Source organism: Photobacterium sp. SKA34 (assembly GCF_000153325.1).
Taxonomy (GTDB): Bacteria; Pseudomonadota; Gammaproteobacteria; order Enterobacterales; family Vibrionaceae; genus Photobacterium.
Genome location: NZ_AAOU01000019.1, coordinates 19405 through 40747, shown reverse-complemented (window position 1 = coordinate 40747; position 21343 = coordinate 19405). Strand labels below are relative to the sequence as shown.

The window sequence follows — 21343 nt, the reverse complement described above, 5'->3', positions numbered from 1 at the left end:
CTATACGTAATAAAAAAGCGACCCATGGTCGCTTTTTTTAAATCTCTAATCCAACAATCTCAAGCAGCTGCGCCAATTGAGTAATTTCTACGTCAGGTAAAATCAACGCTTTCGATTGCTGCTGAATCAATTTTTGCTGATCGTTAAACCAACACACCTGAAAGCCATGCTGTTTCGCACCTTTGACATCGGTAATAAGATGATCACCCACATGTAAAATTGTCGCTGCTGGTAAATTAAGGGTATTAACAGCAAGGTTAAATAAATCAGCCTCAGGTTTTGCCAAACCATCTTTGCCCGCTTGAAACACGTCGACAAAATATGGCGCTAAGCCAATTTTTTCTGCATCAACATTACCATTTGTTAACCCGACTAGCGGTAAATGGTCACTTAATTGTTTTAAAACTCGATGTGTTTCTACAGGAACCTCGACTTGGTTGCGAACCGCCAGTACAGTATCTAACCCCTGCTGCGCTAAAGTTTCTGCCTCTGGCAGACGAAACCCTAGCTGCATTAAACCTATTTTAATGGTTTCATATCGCCACAAACTGACATCATGTTTGAGCATTGGATCTAGCATTGCTAATTGCGATTTAAGCGATGCCCAAACGGTTTTATCAATCATGATACGTGACGGTAAGATCTGCGTTAACCAGTCAAACATTGCTTGTTCAGCACGAACAATCACCGGACGGTTATCGTATAAGGTATCGTCAAGATCAAAAGTTAAGGCTCTAATTGGTGTTAATTGGCGGTAAAAATGCATAATCTCTCAGTATTAATACGTAGCAGTAAATGTTATTTATTACGCTTCTTAGCACGAGGATGTGCCTCATCATACACTTTCGCTAAATGCTGAAAATCCAAATGGGTATAGATTTGGGTTGTCGATAAATTCGCATGACCTAAAAGCTCTTGTACTGCGCGTAAATCACCGCTCGATTCCAACATATGTGTCGCAAAACTATGACGCAGTTTATGGGGGTTAATATGGCTTGATACCGCCTGTTTTTGTCCCCATTCCGCCATTCTTTTCTGCACATTTCGAGTGGAAATACGCGTCCCTAATTTGGATACAAACAATGCTGGCTCTTCTGCTAGAGCAATGTTGTCACGCAACTTCAGCCATTTCGCTACCCACTCACGAGCAAGGCCAGAGAAAGGAACCACACGTTCTTTATCGCCCTTACCAATTACCCGCAAGTCGCCTTTACTTAAGCTGATATGACGCACATCAATCCCAACCAGCTCGGCTAAACGTAACCCAGCACCGTACATCAGTTCCATCATAGCGCGATCACGAATCGCTAATGGGTCATCATCGTTAACATCCAATAATTGATTCATTTCATCCACATCCAAATTCTTGGGTAATGGACGTGCTTTTCGTGGCGCCGCAACACCTTTTGCAGGATTGGCTTTTAAAACATTTTGATGCACTAAAAAATCAAAAAAGCTTCGCAAGGCTGATAAGCGCATCGCAAGGCTGCTCGCCTTTAAGCCATCTCTCATCCCTTTACTGGCGATTTGACGTACCCAACCGGCATCCACTTGCTGCCAATTATCGACGCTCAATTCGACCAATTGTTCAGCAATGCGAGTTAACTGACGCTTATAATTTTGCTGAGTGTGTAAGCTTAACTCACGCTCACTACGTAAATATTCGTAGAAACGTTCAAGTGGTTGTTCCAAGCTACGGGGCAACATATTAGTCAATAACCTCACGGGTATATTGCCAATGATCTATCAAGTAACTAATAGTTATTGCTAACTGTTCAACAAACAAGGTGTCCATTTCAGGTTGAAAGTGTCCACCATCTGCGCTCGCAAAACTCAATACACCATTGGCTGCCGAACGACCTAATGGCAACACAATAAATGATCCTAGCTGTGGCGGATGGGTGTATAACAATTCAGCTTCAGGACGACGTAAGCGGCCTAAATACGGACGATCTTGAGTTAAACGAGAACGATAAAAATCGTTAAATTGGCGACGTTCGAGGTATAACAGCTTATCTTCGCTATCAAACAAACGAAGACAAACGGAAAGATCCAATTGCGCCGCTAAGGCATCAACAATGGTCAGTACCTGATAAATATTATGGCATTGTAATAATTGTACTTGAGTATTAGAAAACAATACTGACAACTCACCACTTTTGGTTGCATTGGCGAGAAGCGTGGCATGTTGTTGCTCAAGTTCGGCGATCCGTAGTCGTAGTCTCTCTAATTGAATATCAACCAAAGAGACAGTACCACGCTCTTGATGAGGGATCCGCACGTCACTCAACCACTCCGATTGACGTGAAAAAAAAGTGGGATTATTGCGCAAGTAAGTTACAACTGCTTGCTCATTCAGCACCTCATTCAAGTCATCCCCTGATGAACAAGTTTGCTGAGAATGTGTTGTCATTGAATAAATTGTCCGTCAAAAACGTGAGCGGCAGGGCCGGTCATAAATAATGGCTTACCTTCACCCGCCCAACGAATATATAAATCACCACCAGGCAAAGAAACTTTTACATTTTCATCCAGCAAACCTTGCGATCGTCCAATCGCAACCGCCGCACAGGCACCGCTACCACAAGCTAGCGTTTCACCCGCACCACGCTCATAAACACGCAAACGCACGTTATTACGATCGATCACTTGCATAAAGCCAGCATTAACACGCTCAGGAAAACGTTCATGAGATTCTAATAACGGGCCTAATGTATCGACATCGGCAGTATCAACATTATCAACCACAGTTACACAGTGCGGATTCCCCATACTTGCAGCGCCACAGAAAAGCGTTTGCTCACCAGCGCGTAAAATATAGGTTTTTTCAGCCTGTTTTGCTTTCATTGGGATCTTGCTCGGTTCAAAAATCGGCCCCCCCATATTCACTGTCACCTGATTATCATTTTCAAGTTTCAGCAGCATTTTTCCCGCTTTGGTACTCACCGAAATATGGTATTTATTGGTTAACCCTTTCATTGAAACAAAACGAGCAAAACAACGGGCACCATTACCGCATTGTTCGACTTCACTGCCATCAGCATTAAAAATACGGTAATGAAAGTCCGTTTCAGGATCATAAGGCGGCTCAACCACTAACAATTGGTCAAAGCCGATACCACGATGTCGATCCGCCAAACGGCGGATCGCATCAGGTGAAAAAAATACATTTTGTGTCACGCAGTCAACAACAACAAAGTCATTGCCTAACCCATGCATTTTGGAAAAGTTAATCTGCATGATGTTCCTTACTTTTTTTCATTTCATCGCAGCCATGATCACTGAATAATCTGTTCTAGTTGCCACAGTTGCGTTAGCGTTTCTCGCTCACGAACAACATGAGCCTGTTCACCGTCGACCATAATTTCAGCCGCACGAGCACGGGTATTGTAGTTCGATGCCATCACAAAGCCATAAGCGCCTGCTGAACGTACCGCTAATAAATCACCTTGCGCTAAACATAAACTGCGATCTTTACCGATAAAGTCACCGGTTTCACAAATAGGTCCAACTAAATCGTAGACATGTGCTTCACCCTGACGCGGGCTAACCGGCACAATGTCTTGCCACGCTGAATATAACGTCGGACGAATTAAATCATTCATTGCTGCATCAACAATGGCGAAGTTTTTATGTTCAGTATGCTTGAGAAACTCAACTTTTGTCAGTAATACACCCGCATTTGCAGCAATGGCGCGTCCTGGCTCAAAAATCAGCTCCAAATCAGGGTAGTTTTCTAATCGCGCGAGTAATGCCGAAGCATAGTCAGAGGGTTGTGGTGGTTGCTCATCATTGTAAGTCACCCCAAGACCGCCGCCCAAATCAAGGTGCTGAATATGAATACCTTCGGCTTTTAACTCATCAACCAACGCCAATAAACGATCGGTGGCATCAATAAACGGAGTAATGTCAGTTAGTTGAGAGCCGATATGACAATCCATACCAACAACCTGTAAATGTGGCAAGCTATGCGCTAGGCGATACACTTCCACCGCGCGATCAAACACAATACCGAACTTATTATCACGTAATCCTGTTGAAATGTAAGGATGCGTTTTCGCATCAACATCAGGGTTAATACGCAATGAAATAGGCGCTGTGACACCTAGCTCTTCAGCAACAGCATTGAGACGCTCTAATTCAGGTTCAGATTCCACATTGAAGCATTTGATCCCAAGCTCTAGTGCACGCTTCATTTCAGCAGCCGTTTTACCGACACCAGAGAACACCACTTTTGCCGGATCACCACCAGCGGCAATCACACGCTCTAATTCACCTTGCGACACAATGTCAAAGCCAGAGCCAAGACGCGCCAGAACATTTAATACCCCAAGATTAGAATTCGCTTTAACGGCATAACAAATTAAATGAGGGTGAGTCGCAACCGCCTCATCAAATGCTTTCCAGTGGCGCTCTAACGTCGCACGTGAATACACATACAAAGGTGTACCGTATTGCTCAGCTAATTGTGCTAATGGCACATTTTCAGCCCATAATTGATTATTTTGCTGGTAGTTAAAGTAATCCAATGTTTTTCTTCCCTGTTAAGTCGCAGCTTTCAATGGCCACACTGTTTAATTCAGTGTTTATTTATTTTTTACTTTGTTTGCTCTTGCTGTGGTGCATCTTTTGGCATGTAGAGGGCACCACTTTGTCCACATCCCGCTAATGTTAGGGTACCTAACACAAAAATTGCTAATAAACCTTTACGCATAATTCAAAGCCAGTGATTATCAAACCAATGCCCTCTATAATCGCACCAAGAACAGGAAAAGCAATAGGACACAATAAGATGAATGACACTGAATTTCACCAATTAGCTGATTTAGCACTAATGCAAATCGAAGAAGGTATCGATGAATCCGGTGCCGACATTGAGCCAGAGACAACGGGTAATGTATTAACACTCGAGTTTGCTAACCGCAGCCAGATCGTAATTAATCGCCAAGAACCATTACATGAGCTCTGGTTAGCCTCAAAATCAGGCGGCTATCATTTCAAATATAATGGCACTGAATGGCGCTGTACCCGCAGTGATGAAGAGCTATTTTCACTACTTAAAAAAGAATGCAGCCTTCATGCTGGTGAAGCGGTTGAATGGTAATTAAGATATTTATTGTCATAACGTACCGATAAAAAAAGCCTTCATTTTCTGAAGGCTTTTTATTGTCATATCAAAACACGGTATTAACTGTTGAGCATCCCAGTTGAATTGGGATCGACATCAGGCTTTGGACGCGGCATTTGACCACTCTTAAATGGCAACACTTGTAATTTACCGTTGTCGCAATGCACGATATCGTAGAACTGAGGTAAATTAAAGTTGATGAAGTTGGTCGCACTAAAACGGTCTTGAGCCGAAGTATAAAAACGATTAACCCCATGTACCATTTCATCTTTATTACCACTACATTGACGATACACTTCCATCTGGTTCGTTTCATCTAAGATATAGATGTTGTAGCCCTGCTCACAATCTTCAAAGAAGAACTGGATCAAACCTTCACTCGCATAAGCATCCACAATTTGTGGTGGATGGGGTTCATCCATCTTACCCATCACAACATGAGGCACTTCACTGACTTTATTCGATGAAATGCAACTATAGAAATCAACCGGGTTTTCTAAGCGTTGAACAGAAACACCTCGACGCTCAAAGAACAAGCCAAAGGTTTCTTCTGAAATGCGGATCGCTTTAAATCGACGTCGCTTTTCTTCTTCAACAGGTTTTAAACGCATTTCAATACATTCAGCAACCAACTGATACACCAAATTACGGATCAAACCACGCATGTGCTTGCTATAACAAAACACATCAACCGCTTCAGGTGGGATCGCATCATGGTGCATCTTCCCAAGCATGGTTTTCAGTGCGTCTAACATCGCGTTATCGCCGCTAAAGTTAAGCGTACGCACTTCATTCCACGAGTTGCGATAAATCAAATCCACACTGCCAACTAAACATTTCTGTTCTGGGCCATAACTGAAAATATCGGTGGTTTTAAAATCAAACCGTACCGAACGGTTTTTCAGCTCATTGGTTGGGTCATTTTCTAAATTAATGAATAACCCTAACTGACGGATCTCACATGGACTCGATAATGCCTGTAAACTTGGATTAGGACGACGAATTGGGAAGGTATTTCGAATATCACTTACCAACTGATAGAGCTTATCTAAATCAAAATCTGCATCACGTACCACGGTATGAAGATGCGTTGATTCCGTTAATAAACCATTAAAATAGCTCCAAGCGACTAACTTAGATAAGTAACGGTTATGTTCAAGAGGCGGTTGCCCCATAATTAACAAGGGATCTATTGGCTGTTTATAGAGATACCAACCAGCAGCATTCGTGCGCCCCTCAGGCACCTGAATAAAGGTAATATTTTCTTCATGTAAATCAGGTGAGATCTGTGGATTAAGTAAGGTAACTTTACCCGGTAATACCTCAAATGCTGCATACAGTTTACGCGCTAAAATACTGATATCTTCAGGACTGATCGCAGAGGTAATATTATTACGACGCGCAAAACGGATTAAGTTACGATAACTTAGCATTAACGCATCTAATAATTCGTTATGTGCCTCTTTAACTTGTGCCACTTTCCAATCACGACGATGATCAAGCTCATTAATCACAGAGTCTGTCCATTGCCACTGCTCAGTTAAGTGTTTGAGAACACGACGACGCCACGGCACAGAGCCTGCACTTGGTTCACGAGATAACTTTTCATGGGTTTTTAAGTAGAAGCAACGACGTACTAAATCAAGACGACGATGATCATCAATTCGCTCAAGATAGCGCGTAACCTTTTCCAACATTAAATAGTACGCATCCATACAATATTCACTTCGATCTTCAGCAAAGAAGCGACGCTTACCATCAAGGCTTAAAAGCTGGGTATGCGGGTATTCCCATGAGTAGGCTTCAAGCAAAATGGCTTTTAGTACTGATTTATATGGTGAATCGATACTTTTATATAACTGCCATAAACTTGAACCGAAATACTCTTCGGCAGGAATACGCGTTAAACCACCAAAATCAATCCACTCATCAAGGTTAATGTAATCTTGATCAATTAAGTACGCCATATATTGGTCATAGCACTCTTCCATTTCTGGCGGCACCATAAACCACAATAATGGCAGCCCAGCCAAACAAACGGCAGAGCGATAAAATTCATCTAATAATAATAAATGCTGGCTAGAACCACAGTTTTCACCGGTCATCGCTTCAGAAAAGTTATGACGGAATCGATTCTCATCAATAAGAAAGAAATTCGCTTCAACCCCTTGCTCCATTGCCCACTGCGACACCAGGCTACACTTGCTATCAAGTGCACTACGTTCTTCTGGTGTTAATGAAGTTCGGATACAAACCCAGATATCAAGATCACTTGTCAGGCTTTGTCCCATTGATGAGGTACTTCCCATGGCATACAAGCCAGTAATTGGGCAGTCATTTATCTCAAGCAACAGGGGGTCGACCGAGAGTTCGGCAGAATGGGCGCAATCGTCAACGAATTGTTGCTGAACATCAGTAACAACAAATTTCGCGATCCCTTGAGATACAGGTTGGTCAAGATAACCCGGTAAAGCAGGGTGATTGTAATGAAGTAAGACAGGCAACAAGTCAAACACTTGTACTGATTGAGCATTCATCGCTAACCGTGCTCGTTCGATACGAAGCTCTGTCAATGAATCTAGCCTGCCTTTCAGCGTCTTAATATAATTTTGCAAATTACTCTTCCAAGAGCTACCAGCGTTGAAGCACCTCAAATATCACCATTAGGAACATTGAGCTGTGTTAAATATGAGCAAAAAACGTGATCAATGTAACACTTTTAGTACCCTTGGTAAAGATAATGCCAAGTCAGGTAATGCGACAATTCTGTGTGATTCATCCTTAAACTATTACCTCAAATTAGTACAATGATGGGTAACCGCTAGTTGCCAGCGAATCATCATTCTATCATTTAAGGCTGATGTGATTAATATCACATTTTTTTAAACTATTAGCAACATAATCGTATGCATATACTCAAATGATTAAGCACATTATCATCCAGACGATGCTAATGGTACGATGTGCTTAATAGAAAATAGAATCTTCATCATGGATCCACAATACTTATGAGTAATCAACTAATCCGTATTGCAACACGTAAAAGCCCACTCGCTATGTGGCAAGCTGAATTCGTAAAAGCAGAGATAGAACAAGCGCATCCAGGCATTTCTGTCGAGCTTGTTCCTATGATCACAAAAGGCGATATCATTTTAGATACTCCGCTGGCTAAGGTAGGTGGTAAGGGGCTATTCGTAAAAGAGCTTGAAGTCGCTATGCTTGAAGGTCGTGCAGATATCGCGGTTCACTCAATGAAAGATGTACCCGTTGAGTTTCCTGAAGGCCTCGGTCTTGTGACCATCTGTGAGCGTGAAGATCCCCGTGACGCGTTTGTCTCAAATAAATACAACAATATTGATGAGCTACCTCAAGGTGCTATTGTTGGTACTTCTAGCTTACGTCGTCAATGTCAATTACGAGCCCAACGCCCTGATCTTATCGTTAACGATCTACGTGGTAACGTTAATACTCGCTTACGTAAGATGGATGAAGGTCAATACGATGCGATTATTCTTGCCTGTGCAGGCCTTAAACGTCTAAAAATGGAAGACCGTATTCGTAGCGAAATTGCACCAGAAGTGAGTTTACCTGCTGTCGGTCAAGGTGCTGTGGGTATTGAGTGTCGTCTAGATGACACACGTGTTCGTCAATTGTTAACAGCTCTAAGTGATCAAGCCACCACAACACGCGTATTGTGTGAGCGTGCAATGAATAACCACTTACAAGGTGGCTGTCAGGTGCCAATTGGTAGTTACGCAGAGCTTGAAGGCGACCAAGTCTGGCTACGCGCATTAGTGGGTGAGCCTGATGGCAGTAAGATTGTACGCGCTGAAATTCGTGGACCAATTGAGCAAGCAGAGCAATTGGGAGAAACTCTCGCAGAGCAACTGCTTAACGATGGTGCTCGCGATATTTTAGACCGTTTATACGGTAACGCGTAATGACAGTGCTGATCACCCGCCCTGCCCCCGATTGTTATCGATTGGCAGAGCAACTTAATGCTGCGGCGATCAGCGCAATAGCTCAACCGCTATTAACCTTAAAAGCGGGTGATGGACTTTCTTCATTATTGCGACAAATCAATGCATTAAAAGCCGGTGATTATATTATTACCGTAAGTCATCATTCGGTAACATTTGCGCACGATTACTTGATATCTCAAGGTGCAGCATGGCCAAAAAACGTGCATTATATAGCTATTGGTCATAAAACTGCCGCAACATTGACAAAATTGAGCGGACAGCGAGTATTATCTCCTGAACACCGCTGTGATAGCGAAGGATTATTAGCCTTACCCGAACTCGCACACATTACGGATCGTAACATCCTTATATTGCGAGGGAATGGCGGCAGAGAATTGATCCATCAAGCATTAACGGCACGCCATGCAGTAGTCAACTATTGCGAAACGTATCAGCGATGTTGGCTTGATCTCGATGGCGAGAAATTAGTGGCACAATGGCAACATCAACAGCTGGATACCCTTGTTATTACCAGTGCTGAACAACTAGTATTTTTAACAACAAGGATCCCAACTCAGCATTTGACTTGGTTTCTCAATTGCCACCTTCTCGTCCCAAGTCAACGAGTGGCCGAGCAAGCAACAACGCTTGGCTTTATGAATATTTCCACCGTGGGCAGTGCCTCCAACCATGCACTCTTCACGTTCCTAAGCAACTTTAGCTAAACGGAATAATTAGGATGACAGACAAATCTAACAACAACACCGCAGCAGAACAGCCAAAGCAGGACAAGCCAACCACGGCAGCAACGTCTACTCCGGCTAAAGAAGCGCCAAAAAAAACAGCCAAAGAACAACCTAAAGCTCCAGCAAAAACAGAGAAATCTGAAAAAAAATCGGGTAGCAAAACAGGTTGGGTTGCGATTGCATTAGTTATTGCTCTCGGTGGTGGGCTTTACTATCACGGTCATCAGCAAGGATTGCAGCAGCAACAACATATTGATGCGCTTCAACAGCAAATTGCTAGCATGAAAGCAGCAATGCAAAACGATCAAAAAGAAACGATTAGCATTATTAATGGTGAATTACGCAGCACTGAAGTTAGCCTAAGCCAACAGCAAAAGTCCATTGCAGCACTGCAGACCACTGTCACAGAGCTTAAAGGCAATCGTCCGAACGATTGGCTATTAGCCGAAGCGGATTACCTAGTGAAAATGGCAGGACGTAAACTCTGGTTAGAACATGATGCCACCAGTGCAACGTTATTGCTTGAGTCTGCCGATCATCGTATCGCAGAACTGAATGATCCAAGCTTGAAGAGCCTACGCCAAGCAATGAGCAATGACATCACGACCTTAAAATCACTGACTAATGTCGACCGTGATGGCATAGTGCTACGCTTAACCAGCCTTGAAAACAGTGTTGATAACTTACCTTTAGCTAATGCTATTTTGCCAAAGGCAGAAGAAGAACCTCAATCACAAACCGTGAGTCAATCGGTGAATGATTGGAGAGATAATTTGATGACATCGTTGAAAAACTTTGGCGAACACTTCATTACTTATCGTAAGCGTGATGGCAATGTTATTCCACTGCTTTCACCACAACAAGATTTCTACTTACAGCAAAATATCAAAAACAAGTTAGAAGTAGCAATTGATGCAGTTTACCGTGAGCAAGGTGATGTTTATAAGATCTCTCTTGATACTGCGAAGAAATGGGCTGAACAATATTACGATATGTCTTCACCGCTAACGCAAAGCTTTATTAAAAGCCTTGATCAATTAGCCCAACAGCAAATCACTGTGAACTACCCAAATAAGCTGCAATCTCAGGCATTAATTACTAAGCTCGTCAATCAAGTGCTACGTAATAAAATGGCGACACTAGGTGATACGCAGGCACAACCTGTAAAGCAGACTAAGCCAACAGCAAAACCTACACCGAAACCAGAAGCGCCAGCAGTAGAAAAAAAACCAGCCCAAGCGAAACTTGAAACAACAGTAACACAACCCGCTAAAACATCTATTAAAGGCGAGAATAACACGACAGTCACTGACAACACGGTAACCACAGTGGAGGCCAAATAATGATTAAATTATTGTTATTGGTATTGGCACTGATCGCCGGTATTATTGTTGGCCCCGAACTCGCAGGCAACCAAGGTTATGTGTTGATCTCAACGGCAAATCAAACCATTGAGATGAGTCTAACCACACTCGTTGTACTAATCGTTGCATTGTTTGCCGTATTCTTATTACTTGAATTTATTCTAAAACGCGTCTTTTCAATCAGTAGTTCAACCCGTGGTTGGTTCAGTGGACGTAAAGTTCGCAAAGCACGTATCCAAACTTCGGCAGGCCTATTAAAAGTAACAGAAGGTGATTGGAAACCCGCTGAAAAGCTATTAACTAAATCAGCTAAATTCAGCGATGCGCCACTTCTTAACTACCTTGCAGCAGCAGAGGCGGCTCAAGGACTAGGTAAAACCGAGCAACGTGATGAGTACTTGAAACAAGCCGCTGAGCTTGATAGCCAAAATCTTGCAGTGGCACTTACCCGTGCCAAGCTTCAAATCCGCCAACAGCAATTTGAACAAGCACTCGCAACATTACAAGAAGTACAACAAGATAATGCACGAAATCCTATCGTGTTAGGTCTACTTCAAGAGTGCTACTTAAAGCTAGAGGATTGGAAATCACTGCTGACATTATTGCCACTGCTAACTAAAGCTGGCGTAATCACCCAAGAAGAAGCGCTAGTCCTTGATGAGCAAGCGCAATGTGGCCAAATGCAACACCTTGGTCAGCAAAATGGTACTGATGGCTTAGTGGGTTACTGGAATAACATGGGGCGTAAAGATAAGCAAAATCCAGCGCTCGTGGCATGCTTCATCAAACAAATGATGGCACGTCATGCAGATAACGATGCTTACCCAATTTTACGTGACGCGCTTAAGAAGAGCCAAGATGAGCGTTTGATCAGCCTTGTACCTCAGCTAAATCTACCCGATCGTCACCCTGCCATTATAAAACTACAAGAGTTATTGCGCCAAGACGGCAATAATGCAGTAACGCACAGTGCATTGGGTCAAATGTTAATGGCTGAAGGTAACTGGCAAGAAGCAAAAGAGCATTTTGAAAGAGCCGTTGCCGTTCGTCCTGATATGGCAGACTACGCTCACTTAGTCGCAACGCTAGAGCAGTTAAATGACAAGCAAGGTGCTGCTGCAGCTTCTCGCCAAGCACTGGAATTAGCACAGCCAAGTAAGCAAGCTTAATTAGCTAAACGACCGAAAAAGCGCCTCTCTCTGGGCGCTTTTTTTTCGCCAAATAAAAGATAAATAACTCTTTTAACAATAAAGTGTTTCAAGGTGTAAACAGCCATTTCAAGGTATATCCAAGCCATTGCTCCAATCGCATAAACACGTTTCAATAGCCGCTCGATTTCCTTAACATTTGGATAACTAAGCTATGGATATGCTTCCTTGGTTAATTGTTTCTGGTATCGTAGTTTCAGTAATTGTATGCGTAATGACCGCAGTACTAATTAAAAACGCTGACTAATACGAAACCAAAAAAAAGCCTCCAATTTGGAGGCTTTTTTATTCTATCGTATTCATCACAATCCAAGCGAGAGTTTTGCTTTCTTCAATTGCTTTTCAAATTTCTTGACTGTTTTCGCCGCTTTCTTTAATTGCTTATTTTTCTTTTTCGCTAGTTTCTTCAGCTTTTTAGCTTGCTTTAACTTTAAACTATCAGGCGCTAATGCTTCTTCTTCGACCACAGCGACCATTTCGATATGGCTTTGCCCTACAGCAGTAGGGGCTGGCAAATTATGCACATTCGGCTTTTTCATTGCCATAATTGGCTGAGGTGCTGGCGGCATCGATAATTTCGCAACACGAGAAGCAGCCTTAACCGCATTGGTTAATCGGCTTGGCTTACACAAATACTCTTTGTCACTTGCGACTCTCGTACAACTTGAACACATGAAATTTGGTTCGCTTACAATCTTACTAATTGTCGCGAACTGATCGGAAATTTCTGCTCGGCGATATTTACACAAGGTCTTAGCCATGAATGCTCCTCTAGCCAACAACGAACCTTTACGTCAACACTAAACGATAATGATTCGTAATACCAGAAAAGCAGTAAGATTTTATTGACCTTATTTGTAACTATTTATTTGTAGCAGCCACTTAGGCTTTCATTGCCGCTTTAACATAAATATCAAATCGGTTCTTTTTAGTTTCAATCGCCATTGACGGCTTAGCTTGAGCAAGAAATTCTGCATAATCGGGACGCTTAACCACTACCCGTTTTGTTGCCAGCGCATAGGCCGGCTCAAACAAACCATCGGCATCTAAATCTGCACCCACTAAGGTTTGAAAAACGCGCATTTCTTTTTTAACTAAAGCAGACTTTTTCTTATGTGGATACATAGGATCAAGATACACCACATCCGGTGCTACAAAATCAGGATCATTGGCTAAATTAGCCAATGCATCATGGCTCGAGGCATGGAGTAATTGCATACGCTCACTTACCCAGCCGCCAATTTCAGGATCAGCTTTTGCACGTGCTAAGCCATCATCTAATAAAGCTGCTACCACAGGATGACGCTCAACCAGCTGAACTTTACAACCAAGTGTTGCCAAGACAAAAGCATCTCGACCAAGACCTGCTGTCGCATCTAATACGGTAGGGCTAATACCACCTTTAAGTCCAACCGCTTTTGCAATCGCTTGACCTCGACCACCACCAAATTTACGACGGTGCGCCACCGCACCGCTAACTAAATCGACAGAAACTGCACCGAGCTTAGGTTCATCAAGCTTACGAAGCTCTAATTGCTCAGCGGTAAGGACTAAAGCAAAGCTGCTATTTTCATCATGGCTTAAGCCCCAACGAGCGGCTAATTGATCTAATTCAGGCTGACGTTCAGGAACTTCACAAACTAAGGCTAGCTGCACAGCAATCTCCGATATAAAAACAATATCTGGGTGTGACATTTCACATCCGATCATAGGGCGCGGATTATAGCACTACAAATCATGCTTTGCTCTGGTATCACACCATCAGATAAGTATAAGATACAACGATAAAAATGAATCTCTCGCATAGTAAAGGACCACCTATGACACCATCCATTCGTATCGACGACTTAGATCGCGATATCCTTAATGCCTTAATGAATGATGCTCGTATTCCTTACGCTGAAATGGCGAAGCGATTTAATGTCAGCCCAGCTACCGTTCACGTTCGAGTAGAAAAGATGCGTGCTGCAGAAATTATTACAGGTACAGAAGTGATCATTAACCCTAAATTATTAGGCTATGACGTTTGCTGTTTTATTGGTATTAATTTGAATGCCGCCCGTGATTATCATTCTGCATTAGCAAAACTGAATGAGCTTGATGAAGTAGTTGAAGCTTATTACACCACAGGGGCTTACAATATTTTTGTCAAATTGATGTGCCATTCCATTGAAGAGCTGCAATACGTGCTCATTGATAAGCTCCAGGCCATTGATGAAGTGCAATCTACTGAAACGCTTATCTCATTACAAAACCCGATCAACCGCAATGTAAAACCGTAGAAAATAGCTTTCAATCGACAATAAAAAAGCGAGCATAATGCTCGCTTTTTAGATCTGGAATATTGCTTACTCAGGCTTTTGCTGTAAACATTCAGCGCGATCTGCAGCATCTTGAGCTAACCACTCCGCGACGCTTTTCGCAAAGTAAGTTAATACCCCATCAGCTCCTGCACGTTTAAAGCACAATAGTGATTCCATGATAGTTTCGCGCTCTTTTAGCCAACCATTTTGAATCGCTGCCATATGCATCGCATACTCACCAGACACTTGGTAAGCATACGTTGGTACTTGTAGCTCACTCTTCACTCGGCGAACTATATCAAGGTATGGCATACCTGGTTTTACCATTACCATATCTGCGCCCTCATTGATGTCCATTGCCACTTCGTGCAAAGCTTCATCACTGTTCGCAGGATCCATTTGGTAAGTTTTCTTATCGCCGCCTTTTAAGTTGCCAGATGAACCGACAGCATCACGGAAGGGGCCATAGTAATTAGACGCATATTTAGCAGAGTAAGCCATGATTTGAGTATTGATATAACCCGCATTTTCCAATGCTTCACGAATCGCACCAATACGCCCATCCATCATGTCAGACGGGGCAACGATATCAGCACCGGCTTCAGCATGAGATAGCGCCTGCTTAATTAAAATATCCGTCGTAATGTCGTTTAATACATAACCTTCATCGTCAATAATACCGTCTTGACCATGAATGGTGAACGGATCTAACGCCACATCAGTGATCACACCAAGCTCAGGCACATGTGCTTTAAGTGCTCTTACTGCAGTTTGTACTAATCCTTCAGAATTATAAGCTTCTTCAGCTAACTCTGATTTAAATTCTTGAGAAACAACAGGGAATAACGCAATAGCAGGAATACCTAGTTTCGCAAGATATGTTGCCTCTTCAAGTAACAAATCAATAGATAAGCGCTCAATACCGGGCATTGAGTCAACCATTTCACGACGATTTTTACCCATCAAAACAAACATCGGATAGATCAAATCATTCACAGATAATTGATTTTCTGACATTAGACGACGACTAAAATCATGCTTACGGATCCGACGCATACGACGACCAGGAAACGCACCTTGAATAGATACTGACACGGCAAACTCCTTGCTAAAAAATAGGGTTAGATAATATCACTCAGACTGACCAATGTGGCCTAAATCGAAAAAAAAGCCTGGCTATTCAACTCTGACTGCGTCATAACTTGCTCCGGTGTTTCACCACGACACTCAGCAATCACCGCGGCAATATGCGGCAAAAACTTTGGTTCATTGCGACTAGATTTTGGCTTCGGACGATAGTCACGAGGTAATAAATATGGACAATCGGTTTCAATCATTAAGCGGTTCGCGGGAATATGACGCACGACTTCACGTAGCTCTTGACCACGACGCTCATCACATACCCATCCCGTAATACCAATGTGTAAATCTAGCACTAAGCATGCTTTTAGCTCTTGCTCTGAGCCAGTAAAACAATGCAGCACAGCCGCAGGTAATTTATTTCGCCAAGGGGTAAGGATTTCAATGAAACGCTCATGCGCATCTCGGCAATGCATAAAAACAGGCAATTGTAACTCAGCCGCTAAGGCTAATTGTGCTTCAAATACTGCTTCTTGTTGTGGACGAGGAGAAAAGTCACGGTTGAAGTCGAGCCCACATTCACCAATCGCTACCACTTCAGGCTCTGCTGCTAGTGCACGAATTTCTGGTAACAAAAGATCGGAGACAGATTTTGCATCATGCGGATGAACGCCAGCGGTTGAGTAACAGCAGTTAGGCCATTGCTGCGCCATTTTTTGCGCTTCAATGCTCTCTTCAATACTGGTGCCCGTAATAATTAAATGCTTCACACCCGCTTCTTGAGCACGCGTGATCACATCCGCACGATCTTTATCAAAACGGTTATTTGTTAAGTTAACACCAATATCTATCATCTGTTTATCCATTCTCTACACAGCACTATGTGTCACTCAGTATATCGAGCAGATCCATTCTGCGCCAAACCCATATTCAAGATATAAAAAAACCGACGATTAAGTCGGTTTTTTTCATCATCACGTAGTACAAAGTACTATTTATTGCTGCTCTTCGTGCTCGCGATCATCCAGCTCTTCATTATCACGTACATAAAAACGTGAGAAGAATAAGCCAACTTCAAACAATAAACACATAGGCACAGCCAACAAGGTCTGAGAAACAATATCAGGCGGTGTTAACATCATACCAACGACAAACGCACCTACGATAATGTAAGGACGTTTACTACGTAGCGATTCTGGATCAGTCGCACCAGTCCAACACAACAGAATAATAGCAACAGGAATTTCAAAAGCGATACCAAACGCCATAAATAGCGATAGGACGAAATCGAGATAGTTCGCAATATCTGTTGCCACCTCCACCCCTTGAGGGGCGACACTGGTGAAGAACTTAAAGACCAACGGAAACACGACGTAATAAGCAAATGCAACACCGGTGTAAAACAGCAATGAGCTGGAAAACAACAACGGCATAATCAGCTTGCGTTCATGCTTGTATAGACCAGGTGCAATAAAGCCCCATACTTGATACAAAATCATTGGTACAGCAATAAACACTGAGGTTACTAAGGTCAGTTTTATCGGTGTAAAGAACGGTGAGGCGACATCTGTTGCGATCATCGTTGCACCAGCAGGCATTCGCTCTACTAATGGTGCAGCTAAGAAGGCATAGATATCATTGGAAAACCATACTAAACATAGAAAAACCACCAGTACACTTATGATAGAACGCAAAAGTCGCGTACGTAGTTCAAGTAAATGACTAAATAGCGGCTGCGTATCTTCGACTTTTGACATAGTGATGTAATTTATTCCTGCTTTTGTGAAGTCGTTGCTGAGGTTTGCTCGTTTTTATCAGCATAGGGACGCTGAACATCTGAAGCCGCTTTTTTAAGCTCATCAACAGAGTCTTGCAATTCAGGCGCTAAGTCCTTCATTCCCATTTGCTCGGCTTTCTTTAAATTGGCTTGCAGTTCCTGAATTTTCAGTTCTTGCGACAATTCATCTTTCACCGAATTTGCCATATTACGAGCAGCACCTATCCACTGCGATACCGTACGAATCGCAACGGGTAGACGTTCTGGCCCCAGTACTACTAATCCCACTACGGAGATCAGTACTAACTCCCAGAACCCGATATCAAACACGTCTTAAACCTGCTCTTTGTCTTTTTGATTAGTTGTCGTCTGATCCGCTGGCTTTTGTTCGTCAGCAATTTTCTGTTGTTCAAAGTCAGCATCGTTGTCTGACTCTTTTTTCGCAGCAGGTGCTGCTGCAGCTGCTTCATCATCGCTGATTGCTTTTTTAAAACCTTTAACTGCAGAACCTAAGTCGCCACCTAGAGTACGAAGTTTTTTTGTCCCGAACAAAAGAACAATGATCAGTGCAATGATTAACAATTGCCAAATACTGATACCACCCATGCTTGTTTTACCTCAGCTTTATGTGGTTAATAACGAAAGTGCGTTTATTAACGCAACTATAAGTATAGGCGAAAGCCTAACCGATTATTTTCGGCAGGTACGCCATCCTAGCAACCAAAATAGAGTTCCTACACCAGCAGATACTGCAGGGTACGTTGCTACTTGATCACCAAAAAGTATTGCAGCACACACCATAAAGGTGGCACCGATACCAAAGTAGAACCTTGCCTGGTTATGAGTACGTCGATTTTCCATAAAGTTATCATAGAGTTTATCAATACGTTGATTCATTACCTTGCCTTGGCGCAAGCTGTCATAAAGTAATTCAGGCAATTCAGGCAATTTTTCAGCCCAAAAAGGTGCTTTACTTTTTATTGCATCAAGAATGCCTTGCGGGCCGACCTGATGTGACATCCAGTTTTCCAAGAACGGCTTGGCTGTTGCCCACAAATCAAGTTGTGGATACAACTGGCGTCCTAAGCCTTCAACATACAGCAAGGTCTTTTGTAACAAGACTAGCTGCGGTTGCACTTCCATATTAAAACGGCGAGCAGTATTAAATAGATTTAACAATACATGGCCGAATGATATTTCACACAGTGGCTTTTCAAAAATAGGCTCGCACACTGTACGAATAGCAAATTCAAACTCATCCACATTGGTATCATGAGGAACCCAGCCAGAATCAACGTGTAATTCTGCAACCTTACGATAATCACGATTAAAGAAAGCCAATAAGTTTTCCGCTAAGTATCGTTTATCTTCTCGGTTAAGTGTCCCTACAATGCCGCAATCTAGCGCAATCCATTGTGGATTTTCCGGATGCTCATAGGAGACAAAAATATTTCCCGGATGCATATCGGCATGGAAAAAGCTGTCACGAAATACCTGAGTAAAAAAGATATTAACTGCATTTTCCGATAATAGTTTTAAATTCGTACCATTGGCTTTCAAGCCTTCAATATTAGAAACTTGAATACCATAGATGCGTTCCATTACAAGAAGATTAACACTACTATAATCAGTATAAACTTCTGGTACATATAAGGTATCATCACCATCAAAGTTACGACGAAGCTGAATACTATTCGCCGCTTCGCGCATTAAATCGAGCTCATCAAGCAAGGTTTTTTCGTATTCGCGAACCACTTCAACAGGACGTAAACGGCGCGCTTCTGGTTGGAGACGAGAAACGATCTCGGCCATCCGGTACATCAGCTTAATATCGGCTTCAATAATCGGCTTAATATCAGGACGAATAACTTTAAAAACAATCTCTTTGCCGTTTTCTTTTAAAGTTGCAGTATGCACTTGAGCAATCGATGCTGACGCTAATGCAACTTCATCAAAATCGTCAAACCACTGCTCTAACGTCCCACCTAAAGATTCCTCAATAGTACGCTTTGCTAATTTGCCATCGAAAGGTTCTACTTGGTCTTGTAATAATGCCAGCTGATCTGCAATGTGCGGCGGAAAAAGATCGCGGCGCGTTGACATCATTTGACCGAACTTGATCCATACAGGGCCGAGTTCTTGCAATGCTAAACGTAAACGCTCACCCAATGGTACATCAGGGTATTCATTTTTGATCCAAAATAGCGATTTACGTAATTTTTTAGGAAGTTCGGTACGTGGATCTGCTGGAATAAAGTCATCTAACCCATAGCGCAGTTGTACTTGGATAATACGGTACAACCGTTTTATTTCTGAGTAACTCATCATTGCCAATTTATCGCTCAAGTAACTGGTTCAAACGGACCTCAAAACGGGCAACATCCGATTTCAAGTCATCCACTTGATCGTAAAAATGCACCATTTCTAAAGGCTGTGGTAATAGTTGCCATTCTTCAGTGATCACTTCCGCTAAATCGCGCTGGCGATTCTTTACCCCTTGGCGAATAAATCGACTCCCCGACTTTACACTACTGGCTAAAGTATGAGCAACTACATCACCCGTGTATTGCGATAATTTTTCTTCTACATCGGGCTTCAAACCACTTAGCAAAGAGGAAAAATGCTGAGCCAATTGTAGATCGCCATCGAGTGCTAACTTATCGGCTTTAATTAATTGCGTTAAGTTAGCTTGTTGGCGTAACTCTGGTAACACCGTGAGGTTTAAAGCTAATTGGCAATCCACCTCGCCTTCAAATCCAGCAAGAACATCAATTTGATGACTGAAAACAAAGTACAAGGTTTTGTTAAATTCATTTAGCGTAACGCTAATGACTTTACCGCGTAAACGAGCAAGACGACGCTGACTATCAGCATCGCCTGTGAGTAATTGATTCAGTGATGTTTCAACCGCACCGGTAACAAGAGCATCTAACGGCATAGAGTCGTCCTCAGAATTTATAACCACGGTGCAAGGCAACAATACCGCCCGTTAAGTTGTAATAACTGGTTTGATCAAATCCGGCTTCATCCATCATACCTTTCAAGGTTTCTTGATCAGGGTGCATGCGAATAGATTCAGCAAGGTAACGATAGCTTTCTGCATCATTGGCAATAATTTCACCCATTTTTGGTAACAGGTGGAATGAATACGCATCGTAAATTTTTGATAATGGCTCTAGTGACGGTTTTGAGAACTCTAACACTAATAAACGACCGCCCGGCTTTAACACGCGATACATTGAACGCAGCGCCTTATCTTTGTCGGTGACGTTGCGTAAACAAAAGCTGATCGTGATACAATCAAAGTAATTATCAGGGAAAGGCAATTCTTCCGCATTAGCTTGAACGTAACCAACGTTACCGACAATACCACTGTCTCGAAGTTTACTACGGCCAACGTTCAACATTGAGTTGTTGATATCAGCAAGAATAACCTGACCCGTTTCGCCTACAATACGTGAGAACTTAGCGGTTAAATCACCCGTACCACCGCCTAAATCAAGCACACGTTGACCTTTGCGTACACCACTGCAGTCAATCGTGAAGCGTTTCCAAACGCGGTGAATGCCCATCGACATTAAGTCATTCATGATGTCGTATTTTGCTGCGACCGAGTGAAAGACCTCAGCAACCATGGTTGCTTTTTCGTCTTTGGCAACGGTACGGAAGCCAAAGTGAGTAGTATCTTGTGTGGTGTCCGTCATGTTCAATCCGTTATATGTACTTATGATGCGCAAAATTCATAGACTTCACTCACCGATAAGCATTAAATTCA

At 42.6% G+C, this 21343-nt stretch carries 24 protein-coding genes; 6 read left to right on the top strand and 18 right to left on the bottom strand.

All coding sequences use genetic code 11. The features are described from left to right. Nucleotides 1-37 precede the first annotated feature (37 nt). The 6 genes from yigB to SKA34_RS22695 all read right to left on the bottom strand — a co-directional run bounded on the left by yigB (nucleotide 38) and on the right by SKA34_RS22695 (nucleotide 4714). Entirely contained in the window at nucleotides 38-766 is a 729-nt protein-coding gene (yigB, locus tag SKA34_RS00205; protein ID WP_006643485.1) for a 5-amino-6-(5-phospho-D-ribitylamino)uracil phosphatase YigB, read from the bottom strand. 32 nt (nucleotides 767-798) lie between these two features. After that, on the bottom strand, nucleotides 799-1707 hold the full coding sequence (gene xerC / locus SKA34_RS00200; protein WP_006643484.1) for a tyrosine recombinase XerC: 909 nt from the start codon (nucleotides 1705-1707) through the stop codon (nucleotides 799-801). Between the two features lies 1 nt (nucleotide 1708). Continuing rightward, the gene (locus SKA34_RS00195) at nucleotides 1709-2413 is read right to left on the bottom strand and encodes a DUF484 family protein (protein WP_006643483.1); all 705 of its coding nucleotides are present in this window, start codon (nucleotides 2411-2413) and stop codon (nucleotides 1709-1711) included. Beyond that, nucleotides 2410-3240, bottom strand: a complete 831-nt coding sequence (gene dapF, locus SKA34_RS00190; protein WP_006643482.1) for a diaminopimelate epimerase — start codon at nucleotides 3238-3240, stop codon at nucleotides 2410-2412. Before dapF ends, SKA34_RS00195 begins: the two co-directional genes overlap by 4 nt. A 38-nt stretch (nucleotides 3241-3278) precedes the next feature. Beyond that, the gene (lysA, locus tag SKA34_RS00185) at nucleotides 3279-4529 is read right to left on the bottom strand and encodes a diaminopimelate decarboxylase (RefSeq protein WP_006643481.1); all 1251 of its coding nucleotides are present in this window, start codon (nucleotides 4527-4529) and stop codon (nucleotides 3279-3281) included. A gap of 68 nt (nucleotides 4530-4597) precedes the next feature. Next, nucleotides 4598-4714 (bottom strand): lipoprotein, encoded by a 117-nt coding sequence (locus SKA34_RS22695; protein WP_006643480.1) that lies wholly within the window; start codon nucleotides 4712-4714, stop codon nucleotides 4598-4600. A 78-nt stretch (nucleotides 4715-4792) separates the two neighbouring features. Here SKA34_RS22695 and cyaY point away from each other — a divergent pair, with 78 nt between their 5' ends. Further along, nucleotides 4793-5104, top strand: coding sequence for an iron donor protein CyaY (gene cyaY, locus SKA34_RS00180; protein ID WP_005372465.1), 312 nt, complete (start codon nucleotides 4793-4795; stop codon nucleotides 5102-5104). Between the two features lie 83 nt (nucleotides 5105-5187). Here cyaY and SKA34_RS00175 read toward each other — a convergent pair whose 3' ends face one another. Continuing rightward, nucleotides 5188-7743 (bottom strand): class I adenylate cyclase, encoded by a 2556-nt coding sequence (locus SKA34_RS00175; RefSeq protein ID WP_006643479.1) that lies wholly within the window; start codon nucleotides 7741-7743, stop codon nucleotides 5188-5190. Between the two features lie 393 nt (nucleotides 7744-8136). Here SKA34_RS00175 and hemC point away from each other — a divergent pair, with 393 nt between their 5' ends. The 4 genes from hemC to SKA34_RS00155 are packed head-to-tail and all read left to right on the top strand — an operon-like array spanning nucleotide 8137 to nucleotide 12369. Continuing rightward, nucleotides 8137-9069: a hydroxymethylbilane synthase gene (gene hemC, locus SKA34_RS00170; protein ID WP_006643478.1), complete on the top strand. Its 933-nt coding sequence runs from the start codon at nucleotides 8137-8139 to the stop codon at nucleotides 9067-9069. Continuing rightward, a complete protein-coding gene (locus SKA34_RS00165) occupies nucleotides 9069-9815 on the top strand; it encodes a uroporphyrinogen-III synthase (protein WP_006643477.1) in 747 nt (248 codons plus the stop codon). The genes hemC and SKA34_RS00165 overlap by 1 nt, the downstream gene beginning before the upstream one ends. A gap of 14 nt (nucleotides 9816-9829) precedes the next feature. Next, entirely contained in the window at nucleotides 9830-11179 is a 1350-nt protein-coding gene (hemX, locus tag SKA34_RS00160) for a uroporphyrinogen-III C-methyltransferase (protein ID WP_006643476.1), read from the top strand. Continuing rightward, a complete protein-coding gene (locus SKA34_RS00155) occupies nucleotides 11179-12369 on the top strand; it encodes a heme biosynthesis protein HemY (protein WP_006643475.1) in 1191 nt (396 codons plus the stop codon). Before hemX ends, SKA34_RS00155 begins: the two co-directional genes overlap by 1 nt. Here the strand turns inward: SKA34_RS00155 and SKA34_RS23245 are convergent. The 3 genes from SKA34_RS23245 to SKA34_RS00145 form a co-directional block, all read right to left on the bottom strand. Next, nucleotides 12366-12524, bottom strand: a complete 159-nt coding sequence (locus SKA34_RS23245) for a hypothetical protein (protein WP_198138467.1) — start codon at nucleotides 12522-12524, stop codon at nucleotides 12366-12368. The genes SKA34_RS00155 and SKA34_RS23245 overlap by 4 nt on opposite strands. Nucleotides 12525-12710: 186 nt before the next feature. After that, the gene (locus SKA34_RS00150) at nucleotides 12711-13169 is read right to left on the bottom strand and encodes a hypothetical protein (RefSeq protein ID WP_006643473.1); all 459 of its coding nucleotides are present in this window, start codon (nucleotides 13167-13169) and stop codon (nucleotides 12711-12713) included. A gap of 121 nt (nucleotides 13170-13290) precedes the next feature. After that, a complete protein-coding gene (locus SKA34_RS00145; RefSeq protein ID WP_039859418.1) occupies nucleotides 13291-14064 on the bottom strand; it encodes a class I SAM-dependent methyltransferase in 774 nt (257 codons plus the stop codon). A 164-nt stretch (nucleotides 14065-14228) separates the two neighbouring features. Here SKA34_RS00145 and asnC point away from each other — a divergent pair, with 164 nt between their 5' ends. Continuing rightward, the gene (gene asnC / locus SKA34_RS00140; RefSeq protein ID WP_005372443.1) at nucleotides 14229-14690 is read left to right on the top strand and encodes a transcriptional regulator AsnC; all 462 of its coding nucleotides are present in this window, start codon (nucleotides 14229-14231) and stop codon (nucleotides 14688-14690) included. Between the two features lie 66 nt (nucleotides 14691-14756). Here the strand turns inward: asnC and hemB are convergent, their stop codons facing one another. The 8 genes from hemB to ubiE all read right to left on the bottom strand — a co-directional run bounded on the left by hemB (nucleotide 14757) and on the right by ubiE (nucleotide 21272). Further along, entirely contained in the window at nucleotides 14757-15806 is a 1050-nt protein-coding gene (gene hemB, locus SKA34_RS00135) for a porphobilinogen synthase (protein ID WP_006643471.1), read from the bottom strand. Between the two features lie 59 nt (nucleotides 15807-15865). Further along, nucleotides 15866-16645 carry a 3'-5' ssDNA/RNA exonuclease TatD gene (tatD, locus tag SKA34_RS00130; RefSeq protein ID WP_039859405.1) on the bottom strand — a complete coding sequence of 260 codons (780 nt, stop codon included), beginning with the start codon at nucleotides 16643-16645 and terminating at the stop codon, nucleotides 15866-15868. Nucleotides 16646-16786: 141 nt separating this feature from the next. Then, complete coding sequence (gene tatC, locus SKA34_RS00125) at nucleotides 16787-17548, bottom strand: Sec-independent protein translocase subunit TatC (RefSeq protein ID WP_006643469.1); 762 nt, start codon at nucleotides 17546-17548, stop codon at nucleotides 16787-16789. Between the two features lie 11 nt (nucleotides 17549-17559). Beyond that, the gene (gene tatB, locus SKA34_RS00120; RefSeq protein WP_005372435.1) at nucleotides 17560-17898 is read right to left on the bottom strand and encodes a Sec-independent protein translocase protein TatB; all 339 of its coding nucleotides are present in this window, start codon (nucleotides 17896-17898) and stop codon (nucleotides 17560-17562) included. A 3-nt stretch (nucleotides 17899-17901) separates the two neighbouring features. Then, nucleotides 17902-18174 (bottom strand): Sec-independent protein translocase subunit TatA, encoded by a 273-nt coding sequence (tatA, locus tag SKA34_RS00115; protein WP_006643468.1) that lies wholly within the window; start codon nucleotides 18172-18174, stop codon nucleotides 17902-17904. An 84-nt stretch (nucleotides 18175-18258) separates the two neighbouring features. After that, on the bottom strand, nucleotides 18259-19896 hold the full coding sequence (ubiB, locus tag SKA34_RS00110) for a ubiquinone biosynthesis regulatory protein kinase UbiB (RefSeq protein ID WP_198138466.1): 1638 nt from the start codon (nucleotides 19894-19896) through the stop codon (nucleotides 18259-18261). A gap of 7 nt (nucleotides 19897-19903) precedes the next feature. Further along, complete coding sequence (locus SKA34_RS00105) at nucleotides 19904-20506, bottom strand: SCP2 domain-containing protein (RefSeq protein WP_006643466.1); 603 nt, start codon at nucleotides 20504-20506, stop codon at nucleotides 19904-19906. 10 nt (nucleotides 20507-20516) lie between these two features. Beyond that, nucleotides 20517-21272: a bifunctional demethylmenaquinone methyltransferase/2-methoxy-6-polyprenyl-1,4-benzoquinol methylase UbiE gene (gene ubiE / locus SKA34_RS00100; protein ID WP_006643465.1), complete on the bottom strand. Its 756-nt coding sequence runs from the start codon at nucleotides 21270-21272 to the stop codon at nucleotides 20517-20519. Nucleotides 21273-21343 lie beyond the last annotated feature (71 nt).